Origin of the sequence: Nocardia alba NBRC 108234, assembly GCF_001612665.1 — a bacterium.
Taxonomy (GTDB): domain Bacteria; phylum Actinomycetota; class Actinomycetes; order Mycobacteriales; family Mycobacteriaceae; genus Nocardia; species Nocardia alba.
The window spans coordinates 353099-369982 of sequence record NZ_BDAX01000002.1; the positions used below are offsets into that span (position 1 = coordinate 353099).

Below are 16884 nucleotides of genomic sequence, written 5' to 3' on the forward strand. Positions count from 1 at the left end.
CCTTCGGCTCTCAGGATCGGATGACATCGAACACGATGCCCTCGAGGGTGACACCGGGTGCGAACGAGAACGCCACACCGGTGGAGATCGGTGCCGCCGTCTGCGCGTCGCGGATCATCCGCTCCAACACGAAGATCAGCGAGACACTGAGCATGTTGCCGTGCTCGGCGAGCACCGCCCAGCTCGGCGCCGCCAGCTCGACGGGAATGCCGAGCGAACGCGCCGACTCCTCGATGATGCGAGGACCACCGGGGTGGATCCCCCACAACTCGATATCGGACTTGCCGAGTCCGTTGCGCGCCAACACTTCCGACACCACCGGGTCGACACCGCGGTAGATGTAGTCGGGCAGGCTGGTCGCCAGCTCGCAGGTGATACCCGAGTTCTTCACCCCGAGCACGATGCCGTCCTCGGCATCGTCGAACAGGTGGCTGAAGCTGTCGCGGATCACGACGCTGCCCGGCGCGAGCGGCTTGTGCACCTGGTTGGCGCCGATCACCACCGCACCGCAGCCGTCACCGAAGAGGCTGTGGGTGATCACGTCGTTGACATCGTCGTCGAAAACGGCGTTGACCGAACTCAATTCGATGCACAGCACCATCGCCTTCTTGTCCGGATGAGCCCGGACGTAGTCGACGGCGGCGCGGATGCCGTTCATGGCCGCGGCGCAACCCATGAAGTTGATGACCATCCGGCCGACCTTCGGCGACAGGCCCAGCTGCTTGACCACGGCGACGTCGACGCCGGGGGCGATGAAGCCGGTGCTGGTGACGAAGATCAGCTGGCCGATATCCTCGGCGGGGTTGTCCAGTCCGGCGACCGCGCGGGCGGCCACATCGACCGCCAGCGGCACCGCGTGCTCGAAGAACAGGTTCATCCGCTCCCGGATGGTGCCCGGCTTGCGGCTGAACTCGAGAAAGTCGGGGTCGAGGGGGTCGATGGCCAGATGTCGGGTGTCGATCCTGGTCTTGGCGTAGATCCGCGGAATGCGCTGGCGCTGTGCGGGATCGGAGAACAGCTCGGCGACGCGGCCCGCGTTGACGGACTGGTCGACGACCAGTGCGGGCGAACCGGTGGCGACGGCTTCGATCACGCCGACAGTCGTCGGCGGCGTGGGTGGTAGCAGGTCGTGCCCGCGCTCGACGTCGGGCGTGCGGAGCAGGTCAAAGGAGACAGACACGGGCACTTATCCTTTCGAGACAGATGAGAAGTGGCAACGGCCGGATCAGACGGTTCCGATGCCGGAGAAGCCCTGTGCGGTATAGGTGACACAGGTCTTCAGCGCTGACGGTGCGCAGTGTTCGCGCACGAAACCCCACCGGTTCTCCTCGGCCTCACGGGAAGGCGCGAGCAGATAGGTCCGGCACAGCTTGGGGAAACGATCTCCGAAGAAGCTCTTGGCGGGCAGCCACTCCACCCCGAACTTCGCGGCTTCCTCACGCACCACGTTCTCCGAGGCGATGTTGGCGAAACCGCTGCGCTGGAACGGAAGTACGTGATGGGCCCGGTGCGAGCTCAGGCCGGCCGAGAGGAAGCAGTCGACGTACTTGTTGCCGACCACGGTCAGGTCGTAGGCCTGCTCGAGCTGGTTCACCGCCCAGTCCTCGGTCTCGGTGTGCAGTTCCTCGGTCGGCACCTCGAAGTCGTGGCTGGCCACCACCATGAAGGTGCTGATCCACAGCGTGATCACGAATTGCAGGCCCCAGGCGAGCAGGTCGCCCGCGACGGCGAAGGCCACGAACTCGGCCACCAGCAGGAACCGCATCCCGAACGAGCCGATGAAGTGCGGCAGCGCGCCGCGCCAGCTGCCGTACATGTCCTTGATGCCCACCTTGCGGGTGAGCCGGCAGACGTCGAGCAGGCGAATGATCATGCCCGTCAACAGGTGTCCGAACTTGTGCACCGTGTGCACCGGCACCCGGTACAGGCGCGGAATCTGCATCATCATCGTGAAGACGTTCTTCTTGATGTCGACTTCACTCTGGGTGTGCGGGTGGTGTAGCAGCGCGTGCCCGTCGGCGGTGACGAAAGACAGTGCCACGTAGTTCATGTCGAAGGCGTTGACCGCGTACTTGTTCGCGCCCTTCTGCGCGCGGTGGATCGCGTAGTGCCCGAACCCGGCCAGCGAGCTGCGCAGCAGCACCATCGCGATCACGAAGGCGGGCAACGGCATCCAGCTCGTGTCGTACAGACGCAGCGCCTGCACGGCGATGTAGGCGAAGATCAGCACGCCGACGACGATGTCGAACGCGCGGTCCATCCGCTTCAGGCGCGCCGCCAGCTCGGGCTCCTTGAGCCGTGCCTTGACCTGGTGGAGCAGATCGGCCTTGTTGTCGAACTTGTACTTGGGGGTGTCGTCCCAGCTGTTGAAGCCGTCTTTGAACAGGAAGTCGGGGGCGTTGTTCTTCGGGTGGATGTCCTCGGGCGTGGCATCGCGACCGAGGCTGTAGCGCTCGATCATCCGCGCGATTTTTTCCGGATCACGGTGGTAGGAACCGATGATCGAGGTGATATCGCGGTTTTTCGTACGTCCGATGAAGAATTCACCGCCTGGATGCTTGGAGATCCAGTCACTCAGGTCGTAGGCTCTTCCGTTATAAACCCATACGTTGTTGACGGGAGGCCGACCCCCCGGGCCGGGCGGTGGCGGGAGCTCGCGCTCCGCTTCATCAGGTCGATCATCGATCGTCATTAGTTCTTCCTCCGTGTCCGATCGGCGTCCGATGCGTGTTGCCTGCCGACCAGCGTCCCGACACGTATAGTCCTTGTGGCGCCTTGCATCTCGCTGAACATTCTCTTATTGGATGCGCATTCGTGCGTTCGTGATTCGTTTACCGCGGGCGACACCCAGACGACACACCGGTCCGGGGCTGCGGAGGGCACTGCGTGCCAAGCTCCGCTGACCCCGGACCGGTGTGGGTTGGTCCGGAACTACCGGCGAATATCAGCCGGCGGGCTTGATGATGTTGACCTTCTCGGCCCACTTCGACAGACCGACGGTGACCTCACCCTGGTCCTTCTTCACCACGGCGCGAACAAGATTCGGGCCGTCACCGGTGGAGGGCGCGTCCGAGGGCTTGGTGGAATCGGAGGCGGGCGGGGCGGTGTCCTGGATCCACACGGTGATCGGCATGGTGCCCGCGTTCTGACCGATGCGCGGCACGATCGGGTCGATCACGGCCGCGTCGATGGTGCCGGAGACCTTGACGGTGTTGATGCCGTCGATCACCTCACGGCCCTCGGTCTTCGCGTTCTGGATATTGGCGATCACATTCGCGATGCCCTTGTCCTTGTCCAGGATGACGCCCGGATCGTAGACCTTCTCGGCCGGACCCGTCGGCACGTAGCGACCGCCGGCCTGGGTGTAGAGGACCTTGTCCACCACAAGGAACTTCGCCTCGGTGAACGCGGCTTCGGGGGTGAGCTTGACCTTCGCCTCGCCCATCGCCGCGCCCGAGCCCTGGGTCTCGTTGGTGACGTCGGCGGATACGGTCTCCACCGGCAGATCGGGCAGGTTCTTGACGTTGATCTTCAAGTGCACGTTGTGCAGGGTCTGCGTGGTCTTCGCCGACTCCTTCACGATCTGTGCGCCCTCGGGCAGCGCGCCGGTGGGCGCGGGGCCCGCGGTGGTGGCCGAATCATCCTTCGTGCAGCCGGTGACGAGCGCCGCACACAGGGCCGCCACCGCGACGACCGAAGTGATGCCGGAACGTCGCGCGAAGCGGCGACGCGAGGTGGGGTTCGGTGTCATGTCGATCAAGTTTCATCCCCTGGAGATGGTGGTATATCGGTATAGGGCAGCCGAAGACCAATGTTCATCTCGTGCTCCCCCGTCGGCGATAATACCTGAGGATTTCGATTTGCGAGATGTCTCGTCGCGCTCTCGATTTCGGATATCCGAGGCCCGGAGCACGGCGCCATTTCCCCAGGTCAGACAACCGCGTGGAACCGCCGCCGATGTTCGTCGACCGGGCGCAGCCGCTCCTGCTCCGGCATCGCCAGGAGCACCGACAGCCGTGCGGCCTCCTCGTCGTCGATCGGGGTGAAGACCTGGATCCACTCGCCGTCGCTCGTGGACAGTGACATCATCGTCAGGTGCATCGCCAGGTCCCCGATGGCGGGATGACGGACCACCTTGACCAGGTTCACCGGCACCGCGACATCGTTGCGAGCCCACATGTCGGCGAATTCAGCGCTCGCCCCGCACAATTCGTCGATCAGCGCCTGCCACGTCGGGTCATCGAGGTGACGGACATAGGCGCCACGCAGGTAGGCGACCATGCGGCGCTGGTCGTCGATCTTGTGCTGATACGGATTGCAGCACGCGGGCGTCAGGAACACCGTCCGCAGGATATTGCCCCCGGATTCGGTGAGACCGGGGAACAGCGCGCGGTAGACATCGTTGTGCGCCAGCACGTTGTACTTGGCATCGAGCAGCACAGCGGGCAACGGCGACAGCGTGTCCAGGATCATCGGCAGGCCCGGCGGCAGCGTCGCGGGCACCGGCGCGGCGGGCACCGACGGGACATCCGCGAGCCGGTAGAGATGCACCTTCTCCGCGTGATCCAGGCCGAGGGTGCGCGCCACCGCGTCGAGCACCTGGACGCTGGCATTGATCGGCCTGCCCTGTTCCAGCCACGTGTACCAGGTGACCCCGACGCCGGAAAGCTGAGCGACCTCTTCGCGGCGTAGACCTGGTGTGCGCCTGCGCGATCCCCGCGTCATCCCGACGTCATCGGGACTGATCCTGGCACGCCGCGACTTCAGGAACTCGGCGAGCTGCGCCCTCTTCGCTTCGCGGACCGTACTCGCACCGACCGCATCGCTCATCCGGCCATTGTCGCGAACTTCACGGCCGGTATCCAGGTGCTGCTGGTACCCGGATCAGCGGGACCGATCGGCTGCACCGAGCTGACACGGCGGTCACCGACGGGCGCGGCGGCCCTCGTGCGCCTCGGTGACGACCTGTTCGATCCGACCCGCTCGGGTGGCGTCTCGCGCGGCGCTGACGATCCACCACAGCATCAGCTTGCGCGCGCTGGGCGGGAAGCCGTCCCAGTGGGCGCGAGCGGTCGGGTCCCGGTCGAGGGCCGCCGCCAGTTCCGGTGGCTCCCGGAGGTCTTCGACTTGGTCGGCGATGGTCCACCAGCCGGTGGACTTCGCCGCCGCGATCGCGCGGCGGCCCGCGTCGGTCATGAGGCCCTCGTTCTCCATGTCCGACGCGCGGCGGCGGTTGAGCCGGGTCCACGCGCTCTTGGTGCGGCGTGGTGTGAACAACTGCAGGCCGCGCTCGTCGTCGAGGACGGTGACAGTGGAGTCGATCCATCCGAAGCAGATAGCCTCCTCGACAGCCTCGGGGTACGGGCAGCGTGGACGTTCGGCGCGCCAGGAGCACAACCACACACCGCGCACGGAGTCGTGGTTGCACGCGAGCCAGGTCCGCCACTGCGACCGGGTTTCCGCGTGGAAGATCGGGTAGTCGAACTTCCCGGTCGCGGCGTGGACGGAGGCCGATCGCGGCGATTCCGATGAGGTCATGTGTTCTCCTCGAGGTGAGTCGTGAGGCGCGCGACGATGTTCGCGAGTTCGGCCGGTTCGACGACCGTCACCGGGGCGGTGAGCGCGAGGCGGGCAACGGTCATGGCGAGGCGTCCGAGATCCTCGCCGCGGATCAGCAGGAGGCAGTAGTCCGCCGCCACCTCGATCGGCGTGTGGTCGATCCATCGAAGCACCCCCGCGAGCTCGGCGAACGTCGAACGCACGCGCAGGGTCGCCTCCTGCGGGCGCCGAGTCGAGCCGAGTGTGTTCGCGACGAAGGTCGCCGCATCGCCACCCGGGATCGCGCGGGGCTCGAAGTGACCGCCCGCCGGTCGGACCTCCCGAATCCGGTCCAGCCGGAACGTCCGCCAGCCGCCGCGATCCCGGTCCCAGGCGACGAGATACCACCGACGGCCCGCGGTGACGAGGCCGTGCGGCTCGACGATTCGCCGGCTCTCGCCGCCGTCACCGCGCCGATAGTCGAACCGTACGTGCTCGAGGTCGCGGCACGCGGCGGCGAACGCACTGAGTGCGCACGGGTCGACGATGTCGTCGTCGGCAGTCCGGCGCATCGGTGTGACGCTCGAGTGCAGCGCCGACACACGTCGGCGAAGTCGATGGGGCAGCAGCGATTCGATCTTCGTCAGCGCGCGCAGCGACGTCTCCTCCATGCCCTCGATGGCGGCGGCGGCCGCGTAGCCCAGCCCGACCGCGATCGCGACGGCCTCGTCGTCGTCGACGATCAGCGGCGGCACGTGGGCTCCCGTCGCGAGTCGGTATCCCCCGTACTGTCCCGACGTGGAATCGATCGGGTACCCGAGTTCGCGGAGACGATCGACGTCACGGCGCACCGTTCGCTCCGTGACCTCGAGCCGTGCGGCGAGCTCATGACACTGCCAGAAGCGATGGGTCTGCAGGAGCGAGAGCAATCGGAGCGCTCGACCCGTGGGATCGTTTCGCATGTCCGTCAGTCTGCCGGACTTCCAGGACAAATCCTGTCCGCGATGTTTCCTACGCTCACGGCCACCGCGCCGATCCGTCCACGAGATCGGCGCACGTACCGAGGAGTACCCGTGCGTCGAGCTGCCGACTTTCCCCCGCCGATCCTGCTTCCTGTCAACGGCATCGAACTGGAAGTCTTCGAAGCCGGTCGGCACAACGCCGGGAAACCCGTGGTGCTGTGCCACGGCTGGCCCGAGCACGCCTACTCGTGGCGTCATCAGGTGCCCGCGCTCGTCGCGGCGGGCTACCACGTCATCGTTGCGAATCAGCGCGGCTACGGTCGCTCGTCGCGTCCGGCCGAGGTGACGGCCTACGACATCGAGCACCTGACGGGTGACCTCGTCGCGTTGCTCGATCACTACGGCTACGACGACGCGACCTTCATCGGTCACGACTGGGGGTCCTTCGTCGTCTGGGGGCTGACCCTGTTGCACCCCAACCGGGTGAACAAGGTGATCAACCTGAGCCTGCCCTACCCCGAGCGCGGACAGACGCCCTGGGTGGCGGCCATGGAAGCCGCGCTGGGCAGTGACTACTACTTCGTGCACTTCAATCGACAGCCGGGCGTCGCGGACGCCGTCCTCGACGCCAACACTGCCCGGTTCCTCCGCAACATATACCGAACCGACGAACCTTCCGCCGTCCCGAGGTCGGGCATGGTGATGATCGATCTCGCCCGAGCCGAGCAACCGGTCGGCGAACCGGTGATGAGCGAGCGCGAGTTGGACGTCTTCGTCGCCGCTTTCGAGAGTTCGGGTTTCACGAGCAGTATCAACTGGTACCGGAATCTGGACCGCAATTGGCATCTACTCGCGCGGGTGAACCCGATCATCGAGCAGCCCGCCCTCATGATCTACGGCTACCGCGACGCGGTGGCGCGAGCCGAGAACCTGGCGGCGTTCGTACCGCACGTCGAAGAAGTCACGATGAACAGCGGTCACTGGATCCAGCAGGAGAAACCGGACGAGGTGAACCGAGCGATCCTGGGGTGGCTGCAACGCCACGATGCCGACTGACCCACCAGCACTTCCGGTGTGGCGTCAGTGCACCAGCGGGCTCAGGGCTTTGCCTGCCAGTTCGAGGATGCCCGGCTCGTGCCCGTTGGCGACCATGTTCACGATGATGCCGTCGACCCCGTGATCCAGGATGCGGCGCTGGATCTGCTCCGCCACATCGTCGGGGGTGCCGGCGAACACACTGTCCGGCGAGATCACCACCACCACATCGCGTTCCATGAACTCCCGCGCCAGCTTGCGCGCCCGGTCGCCGTCCTGGTCGAGGACGACGACGGCGCGGAAGCTGGTCTCCAGGGTCTGTGGGTCGCGCCCGGCTTCCTCGCAGCGGCGGCGCAGTGCGCTCAGTTTGCGCGGCAGGTCGGCGGTGTGGCAGAGGATGTTCAGGTGGTCGGCGTATCGCGCCGCCAGGCCGAAGGTCTTCTGCTCGCCGCTGCCGCCGAGCAGGATCGGCAGATCGTCGCGCACCCGCGGCTCGTTGATCGCGTTCTCGGCGCGGTACCACGTGCCCTGGAAGGTCGGTCGCTGCCCGCGCAGCATCGGCGAGATGATCTGCATGGCCTCCTCGAGCCGCTGGAACCGCTCGGTGAAGGTGCCGTATTCGAAGCCGTAGCCGATGTGCTCGAGGTCGAACCAGCCCGCGCCGATGCCCAGGGCCGCACGGCCGCCGCTGACCACGTCCAGCGTCGTGACGATCTTGGCCAGCAGTGCCGGATTGCGGTAGGTGTTGCAGGTCATCAGGGTGGCCAGTTGGATTCGCTCGGTGACGGTCGCCAGCCCGGCCAGTGCCGTGTAGGCCTCCAGCATCCAGTCCTCGGGCTGACCGTAGACCTGATAGAAGTGGTCCATGAAGAGCACGGCGTCGAATCCGGCCGCCTCTGCCTCCCGCGCCTGTGCGATCACCTGCGGGAACAGTGCGCGCGGCGAGGCCGCGTAGCCGAAGTAGGGCATCTGGTATCCGAGACGAATGCTCATATTCTGCGACCCTACGGTCGTTTTCGGTGGCGACAGGCAGCGATAGCCCATGGCAATCAACCGGATGTCACCCGGCATGGCTCGGTGGCCACTCAGATCAGACGCAGTCGACGGAGGTCGGTGCTGTACTTGCGGATGAGCGAGCCCGACAGCGGGGGAATGCCGATTCCGGCAGCCCGCATGGCGGTTTCGAAGCGGAGGGTGGGGAATTCGGCGCGGTCGAGGGTGTCGCGGGTATTGCCGAATGCCTGGAGTAGCGGATGCAGCGAGTGGCGGCGCCGACTTTCCGGCAGGGCGCGAATAGCGGTTTCGAAGCGGGTGAACCACTCGTCGTAGTCGTCGATTCGCGTGATGGGATGGCCGGCGTCGATGAGCCAGTCGACGACCACGTCGAGCGGGACGCCGCGCGGATCGAGGACGTTGAACGTGCGATATCCGGTCGTGTCCGGCGCACTGAGCGCGGCGATGGCCGTGGCGGTGCACTCGACCGGAAGGCCACCGTGGTGGGCGCGTGCCCGGTCCCGGGCCGCGGCGAACGATCGCGGCGCGATGCCGGTGACGATGAGGCTGAGCAGCAGGCGGGTGAAGACGTCGGGCACGTTCAGCTGCCCCGAGTAGCTGCTGTGCGCGAGGATCATGTCCGACCGGAACACCGAAACCGGCAGACCGAACTGTTCGTGCGCCGCACGCAGCAGAACCTCGCTCGCCCATTTGCTCGTCGAGTAGCCGTTGGCGTAACTGCCGTCGAGGTCGCGAACCGGGCTGGTGAGCCGGATGTCGGCGTCCTCGTCGGCCGACGACGTCGCGGTGGCCACCACCCCCATGGTCGAGACATAGCTGATCCGCTTGATGCGCGAAGTGAGCGCCATCCGGATCAGCTCGGCGGTGCCGAAGACATTGGGGCCGAACAGCTCTGGATAGGGCAGAACGTGATTGACCAGCGCGGCCGGGTGGACGATCAGATCGACGGTATCGGTCAGCCGGTGCCAGGTCGATTCGTCCAGGCCGAGGCCGGGCGCGCTGATATCGCCCGCGAGCACCTCGAGCCGGCCTGCGGCTGATTCGTCGAAGTGGCGGACCAGGTCCGGGTCGCCCCGATCGAACGCCGCGGCGAGCCGCTCGCGCGCGATGGCGTCGGTCGCGCCACGGACCAGACAGATCACGGTGCCGCTGGTGCGGGTCAGCCACTCCAGGCACAGGAACCGGCCGAGGTAGCCGTTCGCGCCGGTGATCAACACCGTGTTCGTCGCGCCACTCGGCGTTGGCAGGGCGCCTGCGGCGTCGAGGGTGGCAGCGTCGATGAATTCCTCCAGCGTGAGGTCGTCGGCTCGGACCCGGGTGCTGCCCGCGCCGTGCACCGACGCGAATGTCGGCTGTCGCGGCCCGCCGAGCAATGCTGTCTCGATGTGTCTCGCCAGTTGTCGAAAGTCGTTCGCGGGGTTGATGATGACGCTCACCGGCACCTCGACATCGAAGATCTCACCGAGCAGGCCGGCCAAGGACAGCGCCGACAGCGAATCCCCGCCGAGATCGGTGAAACGCGCGTCGGCACCCAACCCGCCAGTCTCACCTCCCAGCAACGCCTGCGCGGCCCGCAGGACGGCGGCGGCGACCGGCTGGTTCCGGCCGGCCCGACGCAGGGCGCTCAGTTCACCGGCCTCCCGGTCCGCCGAGGCGGCGTACATCCGCTCCAAACGCTCGCCGTAGCGGTCTTTCAGTTTGGGACGCAACAGTTTACGAACATCGGAGAGCAGTCCGTTCGCCGTGCTGAACGGCTCGGTCTCGATCAGATAGTCGCGCGGGATCTCGTGACGCGGCAGGTTCGCGTTCTTCGCGATCGTCCGCAATGATTCGCCGATCAGCGGTTTCAGGTCCGCGACCGTGTCGCCGACGCGGTCGAGGGCCGCCGAGGTCGGCACCACGACCGCGAGCGGATACGCGCGCTCGCTGTTGCCGTAGACGAAGATCTGCCCGACCAGCGGGCTGGTGACGAACAGCGCCTCCAACCGGGCGATGGAGACGAACTCGCCGCTGGACAGCTTGAGCACGTTGGTGCGGCGATCGAGGTAGACCAGCTCGTCCGGCCCGATCTCGGCCATGATGTCGCCGGTCCGGTAGTAGCCGTCGTGGTCGAAGATCTCCGCGGTGGCCTCGGGACGCTGGTAGTACCCGGGAATGATGGCATCGGTCTTGACCAGCAATTCCCCACGCGGATAGGGCGAGTCGGTCCGCGCGTAGCCCAGTTCGGGCACGTCGACCAGCTTGTAGTCACGCACCGGCGGTCGGCACACCTTCCCGTTGACCATGATTCGACCCGCTTCGGTCGAGCCGAAGCCGTCCTGCAACGGAAGGTCGACACAGGATTCGACGAAAGCGGCCATCTCCGCCGACATCGGCGCCGACCCGGTGCCCGCCCACACCACCCGGCCGCCGAGGAACCGTTCCCGCAGCGCCTCGCGCACCCGCGCCTGCGCCGCGACCCGGTCGCCGCTCGCGTCCTGATCCAGTTCGCGGTGGTATCGCTGGAAGAGCATGTCGCAGACGCGCGGCACCAGCCGCAGCGCCGTCGGCCGGACCAGGGCGATGTCCTCGAACAGCGTGGACAGGTCGCTGTTCGCCGTGAAGTAGCCGATGCCGCCGACCGCGAGGGTGCCCGAGAACGCGGCGCGTCCCGACACATGGCTCATGGGCAGGCAGTGCACGCCGATGATCGGCAGCTCGTCGGTCCCCGGCCAGAATCCGCGCCACGCCGGGATGACCATGCGGTCGGTGTACATGGCGCCCTTGGGTGTCCCGGTGCTGCCCGATGTGTAGATGAGCATGGCCAGTCGGTCGCTCGCCGGGTCGGCGTCGAACGGCAGTCTCGGGGGCAGGCCGGCTCCACACGCGAGCACGTCGCCCAGTGCGTCGAGCGCGATCGGGCTGTCGGCCAGGCGCCGGCGCGCCGCCTCGACCTGCTCGCGGTGCTCGTCGACGGCCGGCTGATAGTCGAAGACCACCAGGCGCCGCACCGACGGGCTCGCCAGTGCGCACGCGACGGCGGTGGTCAGCCGTTCGAGGCTGGTGGCCAGCACGCGGGGCCCGGTCTCGGCGAGGATCGGAATCAGCTGGTCGACGGAGGCGCTGGCGTGCAACGGCACCGACACCGCGCCCAGCCGAAGGCAGGCCAGTTCCACGGTGACGTAGTCGGTACTGGTGAATCCGACGACGGAGACGAACTCCCCCGGCCGCACCGGCGAGCTGGGATGGTGATGCCATTCGGTCGCCACCGCGCCCGCCCGCGACCACAGTTCGCCGTAGCTGATGGTCTCGAAGGCAGGCAGCAGGCGAAGTGTCGTGCGGCCGGTCGCCGGGTCGGTGCTCGTTTCCCGCGCGCGTTCCCCCAGGGCGGGCCGGTCGGCGTACCCCTCCATGATCGTGGCCACGATCCGGCCCAGCGACAGCCCCGGCCGCCGGATCGCCGCGGTGACGGCCGCATCCGGTACGGTATCGCGGAATTGTCGGTCGGTGGCCCGCAACTCGGCGATTCGGTGTGCGCGTCGAGCGTCGAGAGCGCTGGTCTCCGAGCGCGAAACCGTCACCATCGTCAGCCTCCGTAAGCAATGTCACTGTTCGCCGAACGCGACTGGCGAGATACGGACTCTACGGCGATCAACGGATGCGCATTCGGTCGTGAAGTCGATAAATCGCTTTCCTATCGACCGATTCGCAAAAATGACCACACCACACGAGATCAGCTCTCTTCCTTAATGTTTCGAATCAATAGAGGACGAAGCAAAAGGATGTGACGTGAATAAACTCGGCACAGTGGAGGAACTGGAGTCGGCGGCCTCCAGCCTCACCGGGCTCACCGATTTCGGCCCGTCGGAGTACCGAGCCGGACTCGCGGTACTCCTGTCCTCCTATCAGGACGAGGCCGACCTGAGCCCGCAGGGCCTCCAGGCGGTGCAGGGCGAGTTGACCGGCATCCTCGCGTCGCGGCTGATCAGTCAGGCCCAGTGGGCCGCGCGCCCCGAGCACGCCGAGGTCGCGATCGAGCGGCCGGTGTTCATCGTCGGCATGCCGCGCACCGGCACGACCACCCTGCACCGGATGCTGACCGCCGACCCGGCGCACCAGGGCCTGCAGATGTGGCTCGGTTACGCGCCGCAGCCCCGACCGGCCCGCACGGACTGGGCGGCCGACCCGGTCTTCCAGATGGTGCAGAACGGCATCGACGGATTCGTCGAACAGGTCCCCGGCTACCTGGGCATCCACAATCGCCGAGCCGACGAGGTGGAGGAATGTTGGCTGTTGACCCGCCAGTCGATGCTCTCGGCGTACTTCGAGTTCACCGGGAACCTGCCCTCCTACTCCGCGTGGCTGGCGGAGCAGGACTTCACCGAGACCTACCGACGGTACCGCCGCAACCTGCAACTGATCGGGCTGTCCGACATCGGCAAACGCTGGGTGCTCAAGTCCTCGAGTCATCTCGTGTGCCTGGACGCGCTGCTGGCGACGTTCCCTGACGCGCTGGTGATCCAGACCCATCGTCGGCCCGCCAGCGTGGTGCTCGGCTCGGCGTGCAGCATGGTGGACAAGATGGTCGCGGGCCGGTCGGCGAGCTTCCAGGGCGAGGCGATCGGCCCCATCCTGCTCGAGTTCGCCGTGCGCACGCTCGACCGCTACGCCGCCGACCGCTCCCGCCACGACCCGGCCGTCTTCCACGACGTCGAGTTCGACGAGTTCACGGCCGACCCGCTGGCCGTCGTCGCCGGCATCTACGAGCGTCTCGGCCGCGACCTCACCGACGAGATCCGCACCGCGATGCGCGCAGTGGTCGCCGAGGACGATCGCCTCCGTTCCCACACCTACGACCTGACCGACTACGGCATCACCGCCGACGAGGTCGACGCCCGACTCGGCACGCTGATCTGAGGGCAACGATCATGACGACGCAGTCCTCGGTATCGGCACTGGATCGCTGGGGCTTCTCCACCTGGCTCGAAAGCGCGCGCGGGAGCGGCGAATTCATCACGTTGCCCGAGCTCGACGGCATCAACGACGCGGTCGTGAGCATCGACGGCAAGTCACTGGTCAATTTCTCCGGCATCGGTATCCTGGGCTGGCAACACGACCCGCGGGTGCGCGAGGTCTTCGCCGAGACGGCGAGGGACTACGGCCTGGTCGTCGGCGGATCCCGGATCATCCAGGGCGTCTCGCGGCCGCATCTGGAACTGGAGGCGCTCGTCGCCGAGATCACCGGCAAGGAGCGCGCGCTCACCTTCGCCACCGGGATGCTGGCCAATCTCGGTTTCGTGAACGCGATGAGCACCCGGTTCTCGTTCAACAACAGCCACGGCGTCGACAACACCGACACTGTGCTCGTGCTGGACCGGGAATGCCACTGGAGCATGTGGAAGGCCGTCGAGCGTTTCAAGTTCGGCCGCAATCTGATCATGTTCGACCACAACGACACCGCCGGTCTTCGACGCGAACTCGAGCAGCTGGCCGGACGCAAGATCGTCGTCGGATTCGAGGCCGTGTACTCCGCCGACGGGTCGATGGCCCCGGTCGCCGAGATCCTCGATCTGTGCGAGGAGTTCGGCGCGATCAGTTTCGTCGACGACGCCAACGGGTTCATGGTCTACGGCAACGGCGGTCACCGGTTCGCCGCCGAGTACGCGGCGTTGCGCCGGGCGACCTTCCTGATGGTGTCGTTCGGCAAGGGCGTCGGGCTCAGCGGCGGCGCGCTCGCCGGACCGGCCGATGCCCTCGACGCGTTCCGATTCCTTTCCGGCACCACCGTTTTCACCACCAACATCCAGCCGCCGACCGTCGGCGCCATCGTGCACGTGCTGCGTCGGATGCGACAGGACCCGTCGATCATGGAGAACTATCTCGACCGGGTCGACCGGCTCCGGGAGCGACTGCTGCGGATCGGCTGCACGATCAACCCGACACCCACCTACGTGACCTCGATCCTGGTGGGCGCCAACGACACCGCCGTGCGCGTGCGGCAGGAGTTCATCGACCGCGGCTACCTGGTGCCGATGTTCGGCTACCCGGCCGTGCCGAAGGATCGCGCGGTGATCCGCCTGTTGGTCAACAACAGGATCTCCGACGAGCAGCTCGACGGCTTCGTCGACACCCTCGCCGAACTCCGGGAGAAGTACGGGTTCTGAGCATGACCGCGATCTCGCTGCCGCCGGGTCCCCGACTGCCCCGTTCGGTCCAGGGACTGCTCTACCTCAGCGGACGCCGCCGGATGATGCGGCGGTCGCGGCGCCGGTACGGCCCGGTGTTCACGCTGAACCTGCCGGTCATGGGACCGTCGGTCTTCGTCGCCGACCCGGTGCTGGCCCGTGCGGTGTTCGCGGCCGGCGCCTCGGTCGCGGGCAAGGCCGAACCCAATCTCGGCGCGTTGCTCGGCCCCGGTTCGGTGTTCAGTCTCGACGACGATCCGCACCGGCGCCGTCGCCAGCTGCTGTCCCCGCTCTTCCACGGCAAACGGATGCGCGAGTACGAGGCGCTCATCGAGCGGGAATACGCGCGCGAGGCGGCGACGTGGCCGGAGAACACCGAATTCCCGATCCTGCCCTCGACCATCCGCATCGCGCTCAACACCATCCTGCGCGCGGTGTTCGGCGCGGACGGCGAAGAACTCGCCGCCTTGCGGCAGCTGATGCCGACTCTCGGGGACGCGGGCTCGCGATTGGCGACCGGCGGTGCGATCGGATTCGCGCGTGGCCGTTCGACGCGAGCCCGGTTCGATGCGCGCCGCGCCGAATACGACGCGCTGATCGAGCAGCTGATCAGCCGCGCACTCGCCGACCCGGGCCTGCCCGACCGTGCGGACATTCTCGCGTTGCTGCTTCGAAATCACTATGAGGACGGAAAGGCCATGTCGCACAGCGACATGGCCGATGAGTTGGCGACCTTGCTCACCGCGGGCAACGAGACCTCCGCCAACACCATGGCCTGGACGCTGGAACGCCTGCGCCGACACCCGCGGGCGCTGGCCCGGCTGGTGGACGACCTGGATGCCGGAAACGACGAGGTGCTCCAGCAGACGATCTGGGAGGTTCAGCGCGTTCGACCGGTGATCGGCACGGTGTCGCGGCAGGTGAAGGCGCCGAGCGTGGAGTTGGGTGACTGGGTGATCGCGCGCGGCCACCGGATCATCGTCTCGATCGCGCTGATCCACGGCGACGAAGCCGTCTACCCCGACCCCGAGGTCTTCGATCCCGGTCGTTTCGCCGGTGGCCGACCCGATCCCCTGTCGTGGCTGACCTACGGCGGCGGCAATCGCCGCTGTCTCGGCTCGGATTTCGCCGAGACCGAGATGAAGATCGTCCTGCGCTGTCTGCTGCGGGATTTCGAGCTGGTGCCGACCACCGCGACCGGGGAGCGGATGCGCGATCGCGGTGTCGCCTACATGCCGGGCAAAGGCGGTCGGGTGGCTTTGCGCCGTCGATAGTTCAGTCGAGGGCGCGGCATCCCTCGATGAAGCGGACCAGTTCGTCGAGCTTGTCCGAGCGCACGTCGACCGCACGGTCGACCACCTTGACCAGGTGCGCGTAGGCGGCGGTGTGGTCGTATTCGGCCACGTCGGCGATACGAAGGGCCCAGCGCCAGTAGCCACGCATGGTGTCGGCCAGCGGCATCCGGAATCCCTCGATGACCTCACGGATCGGTTCGACCACCGCGTCGCCGTGCACCCGCAGGTACCGGCTCACGACATCGGCCATGAAGGTGAAATGGCGGGCCTCGTCCCGGGACAGGCGCGTCAGCACCTCACCGAGCACCGGATCGGCGACCACATCGCGTAGCTGCTGGTAATACATCTGGGTCGCCTTCTCCTGCACCAGCGCGTAGGCGAAGAACTGCACCGGATGCCGATAGGGCAGATCGAACGGTTTGCGGCCCTCGACCGCGAGATCGGTGCGCAACGTCGCGCGGTCGGCCATCCCGGCGGCCTCCTGATAGCGCGCGAGCGCCCGCGCGTGGGTGTCCTCCTCGGCCGCCCAGCGCACGGTGAAGTGATACAGCTCGCGATTGTGTACGAACGTCTCGGCGTCCACCGTGTCGTCCACGGGGAAATACCGGTGGTAGACGTCGAAATAGCCGGGCAGGTGATCCTCGATATAGGTGATGAACTGCACGGCAGAGCGCTGACCCTCGGTGAGTCGGCCCGCGTCGGCCCGCGCCCAGTCGAAGGCGGTTTCCACATCCCAGCCGCGCGCGGCCGGGGAGGCGGCGAAGAATCCATCGACGGCGGCGCCCACATCGCCCGCCGGGATCAGCTCGGCCCCGGCGATCGGTCGTGGCGTCACAATGCGCTCGGGCGTTGACTTCTCGGACATGGGGACTCCTC

13 protein-coding genes are annotated in these 16884 nt (G+C 66.9%); 4 read left to right on the plus strand and 9 right to left on the minus strand.

What is annotated here, in order from left to right:
• Positions 1 to 10: 10 nt before the first annotated feature.
• The 6 genes from NA12_RS03340 to NA12_RS03365 all read right to left on the minus strand — a co-directional run bounded on the left by NA12_RS03340 (position 11) and on the right by NA12_RS03365 (position 6500).
• Positions 11 to 1180 carry a type III polyketide synthase gene (locus NA12_RS03340; RefSeq protein WP_067445825.1) on the minus strand — a complete coding sequence of 390 codons (1170 nt, stop codon included), beginning with the start codon at positions 1178 to 1180 and terminating at the stop codon, positions 11 to 13.
• Positions 1181 to 1225: 45 nt separating this feature from the next.
• A complete protein-coding gene (locus NA12_RS03345) occupies positions 1226 to 2692 on the minus strand; it encodes a fatty acid desaturase (protein ID WP_084472322.1) in 1467 nt (488 codons plus the stop codon).
• A 252-nt stretch (positions 2693 to 2944) separates the two neighbouring features.
• Positions 2945 to 3751 carry an LppX_LprAFG lipoprotein gene (locus tag NA12_RS03350; protein ID WP_067445827.1) on the minus strand — a complete coding sequence of 269 codons (807 nt, stop codon included), beginning with the start codon at positions 3749 to 3751 and terminating at the stop codon, positions 2945 to 2947.
• Positions 3752 to 3930: 179 nt separating this feature from the next.
• The gene (locus NA12_RS03355; protein WP_067445829.1) at positions 3931 to 4830 is read right to left on the minus strand and encodes a helix-turn-helix transcriptional regulator; all 900 of its coding nucleotides are present in this window, start codon (positions 4828 to 4830) and stop codon (positions 3931 to 3933) included.
• Positions 4831 to 4923: 93 nt separating this feature from the next.
• Positions 4924 to 5538: a YdeI/OmpD-associated family protein gene (locus tag NA12_RS03360; protein WP_067445830.1), complete on the minus strand. Its 615-nt coding sequence runs from the start codon at positions 5536 to 5538 to the stop codon at positions 4924 to 4926.
• The gene (locus tag NA12_RS03365; protein WP_067445833.1) at positions 5535 to 6500 is read right to left on the minus strand and encodes a helix-turn-helix transcriptional regulator; all 966 of its coding nucleotides are present in this window, start codon (positions 6498 to 6500) and stop codon (positions 5535 to 5537) included. The genes NA12_RS03360 and NA12_RS03365 overlap by 4 nt, the downstream gene beginning before the upstream one ends.
• A gap of 111 nt (positions 6501 to 6611) precedes the next feature.
• Here NA12_RS03365 and NA12_RS03370 point away from each other — a divergent pair, with 111 nt between their 5' ends.
• Positions 6612 to 7556: an alpha/beta fold hydrolase gene (locus NA12_RS03370; RefSeq protein ID WP_067445835.1), complete on the plus strand. Its 945-nt coding sequence runs from the start codon at positions 6612 to 6614 to the stop codon at positions 7554 to 7556.
• Positions 7557 to 7580: 24 nt separating this feature from the next.
• Here NA12_RS03370 and NA12_RS03375 read toward each other — a convergent pair whose 3' ends face one another.
• Complete coding sequence (locus NA12_RS03375; protein ID WP_067445837.1) at positions 7581 to 8528, minus strand: LLM class F420-dependent oxidoreductase; 948 nt, start codon at positions 8526 to 8528, stop codon at positions 7581 to 7583.
• Between the two features lie 92 nt (positions 8529 to 8620).
• Positions 8621 to 12112, minus strand: a complete 3492-nt coding sequence (gene car, locus NA12_RS03380) for a carboxylic acid reductase (RefSeq protein WP_132369849.1) — start codon at positions 12110 to 12112, stop codon at positions 8621 to 8623.
• Between the two features lie 205 nt (positions 12113 to 12317).
• Between car and NA12_RS03385 the strand changes: the two genes are divergently transcribed.
• The 3 genes from NA12_RS03385 to NA12_RS03395 are packed head-to-tail and all read left to right on the plus strand — an operon-like array spanning position 12318 to position 15987.
• Positions 12318 to 13445 carry a sulfotransferase family protein gene (locus tag NA12_RS03385; protein ID WP_067445839.1) on the plus strand — a complete coding sequence of 376 codons (1128 nt, stop codon included), beginning with the start codon at positions 12318 to 12320 and terminating at the stop codon, positions 13443 to 13445.
• 11 nt (positions 13446 to 13456) lie between these two features.
• Complete coding sequence (locus NA12_RS03390) at positions 13457 to 14692, plus strand: aminotransferase class I/II-fold pyridoxal phosphate-dependent enzyme (RefSeq protein ID WP_067445841.1); 1236 nt, start codon at positions 13457 to 13459, stop codon at positions 14690 to 14692.
• A gap of 2 nt (positions 14693 to 14694) precedes the next feature.
• Positions 14695 to 15987, plus strand: a complete 1293-nt coding sequence (locus NA12_RS03395) for a cytochrome P450 (protein ID WP_067445843.1) — start codon at positions 14695 to 14697, stop codon at positions 15985 to 15987.
• Between the two features lies 1 nt (position 15988).
• Here the strand turns inward: NA12_RS03395 and NA12_RS03400 are convergent, their stop codons facing one another.
• Entirely contained in the window at positions 15989 to 16873 is an 885-nt protein-coding gene (locus tag NA12_RS03400; RefSeq protein WP_067445845.1) for an acyl-ACP desaturase, read from the minus strand.
• Between the last annotated feature and the right edge of the window lie 11 nt (positions 16874 to 16884).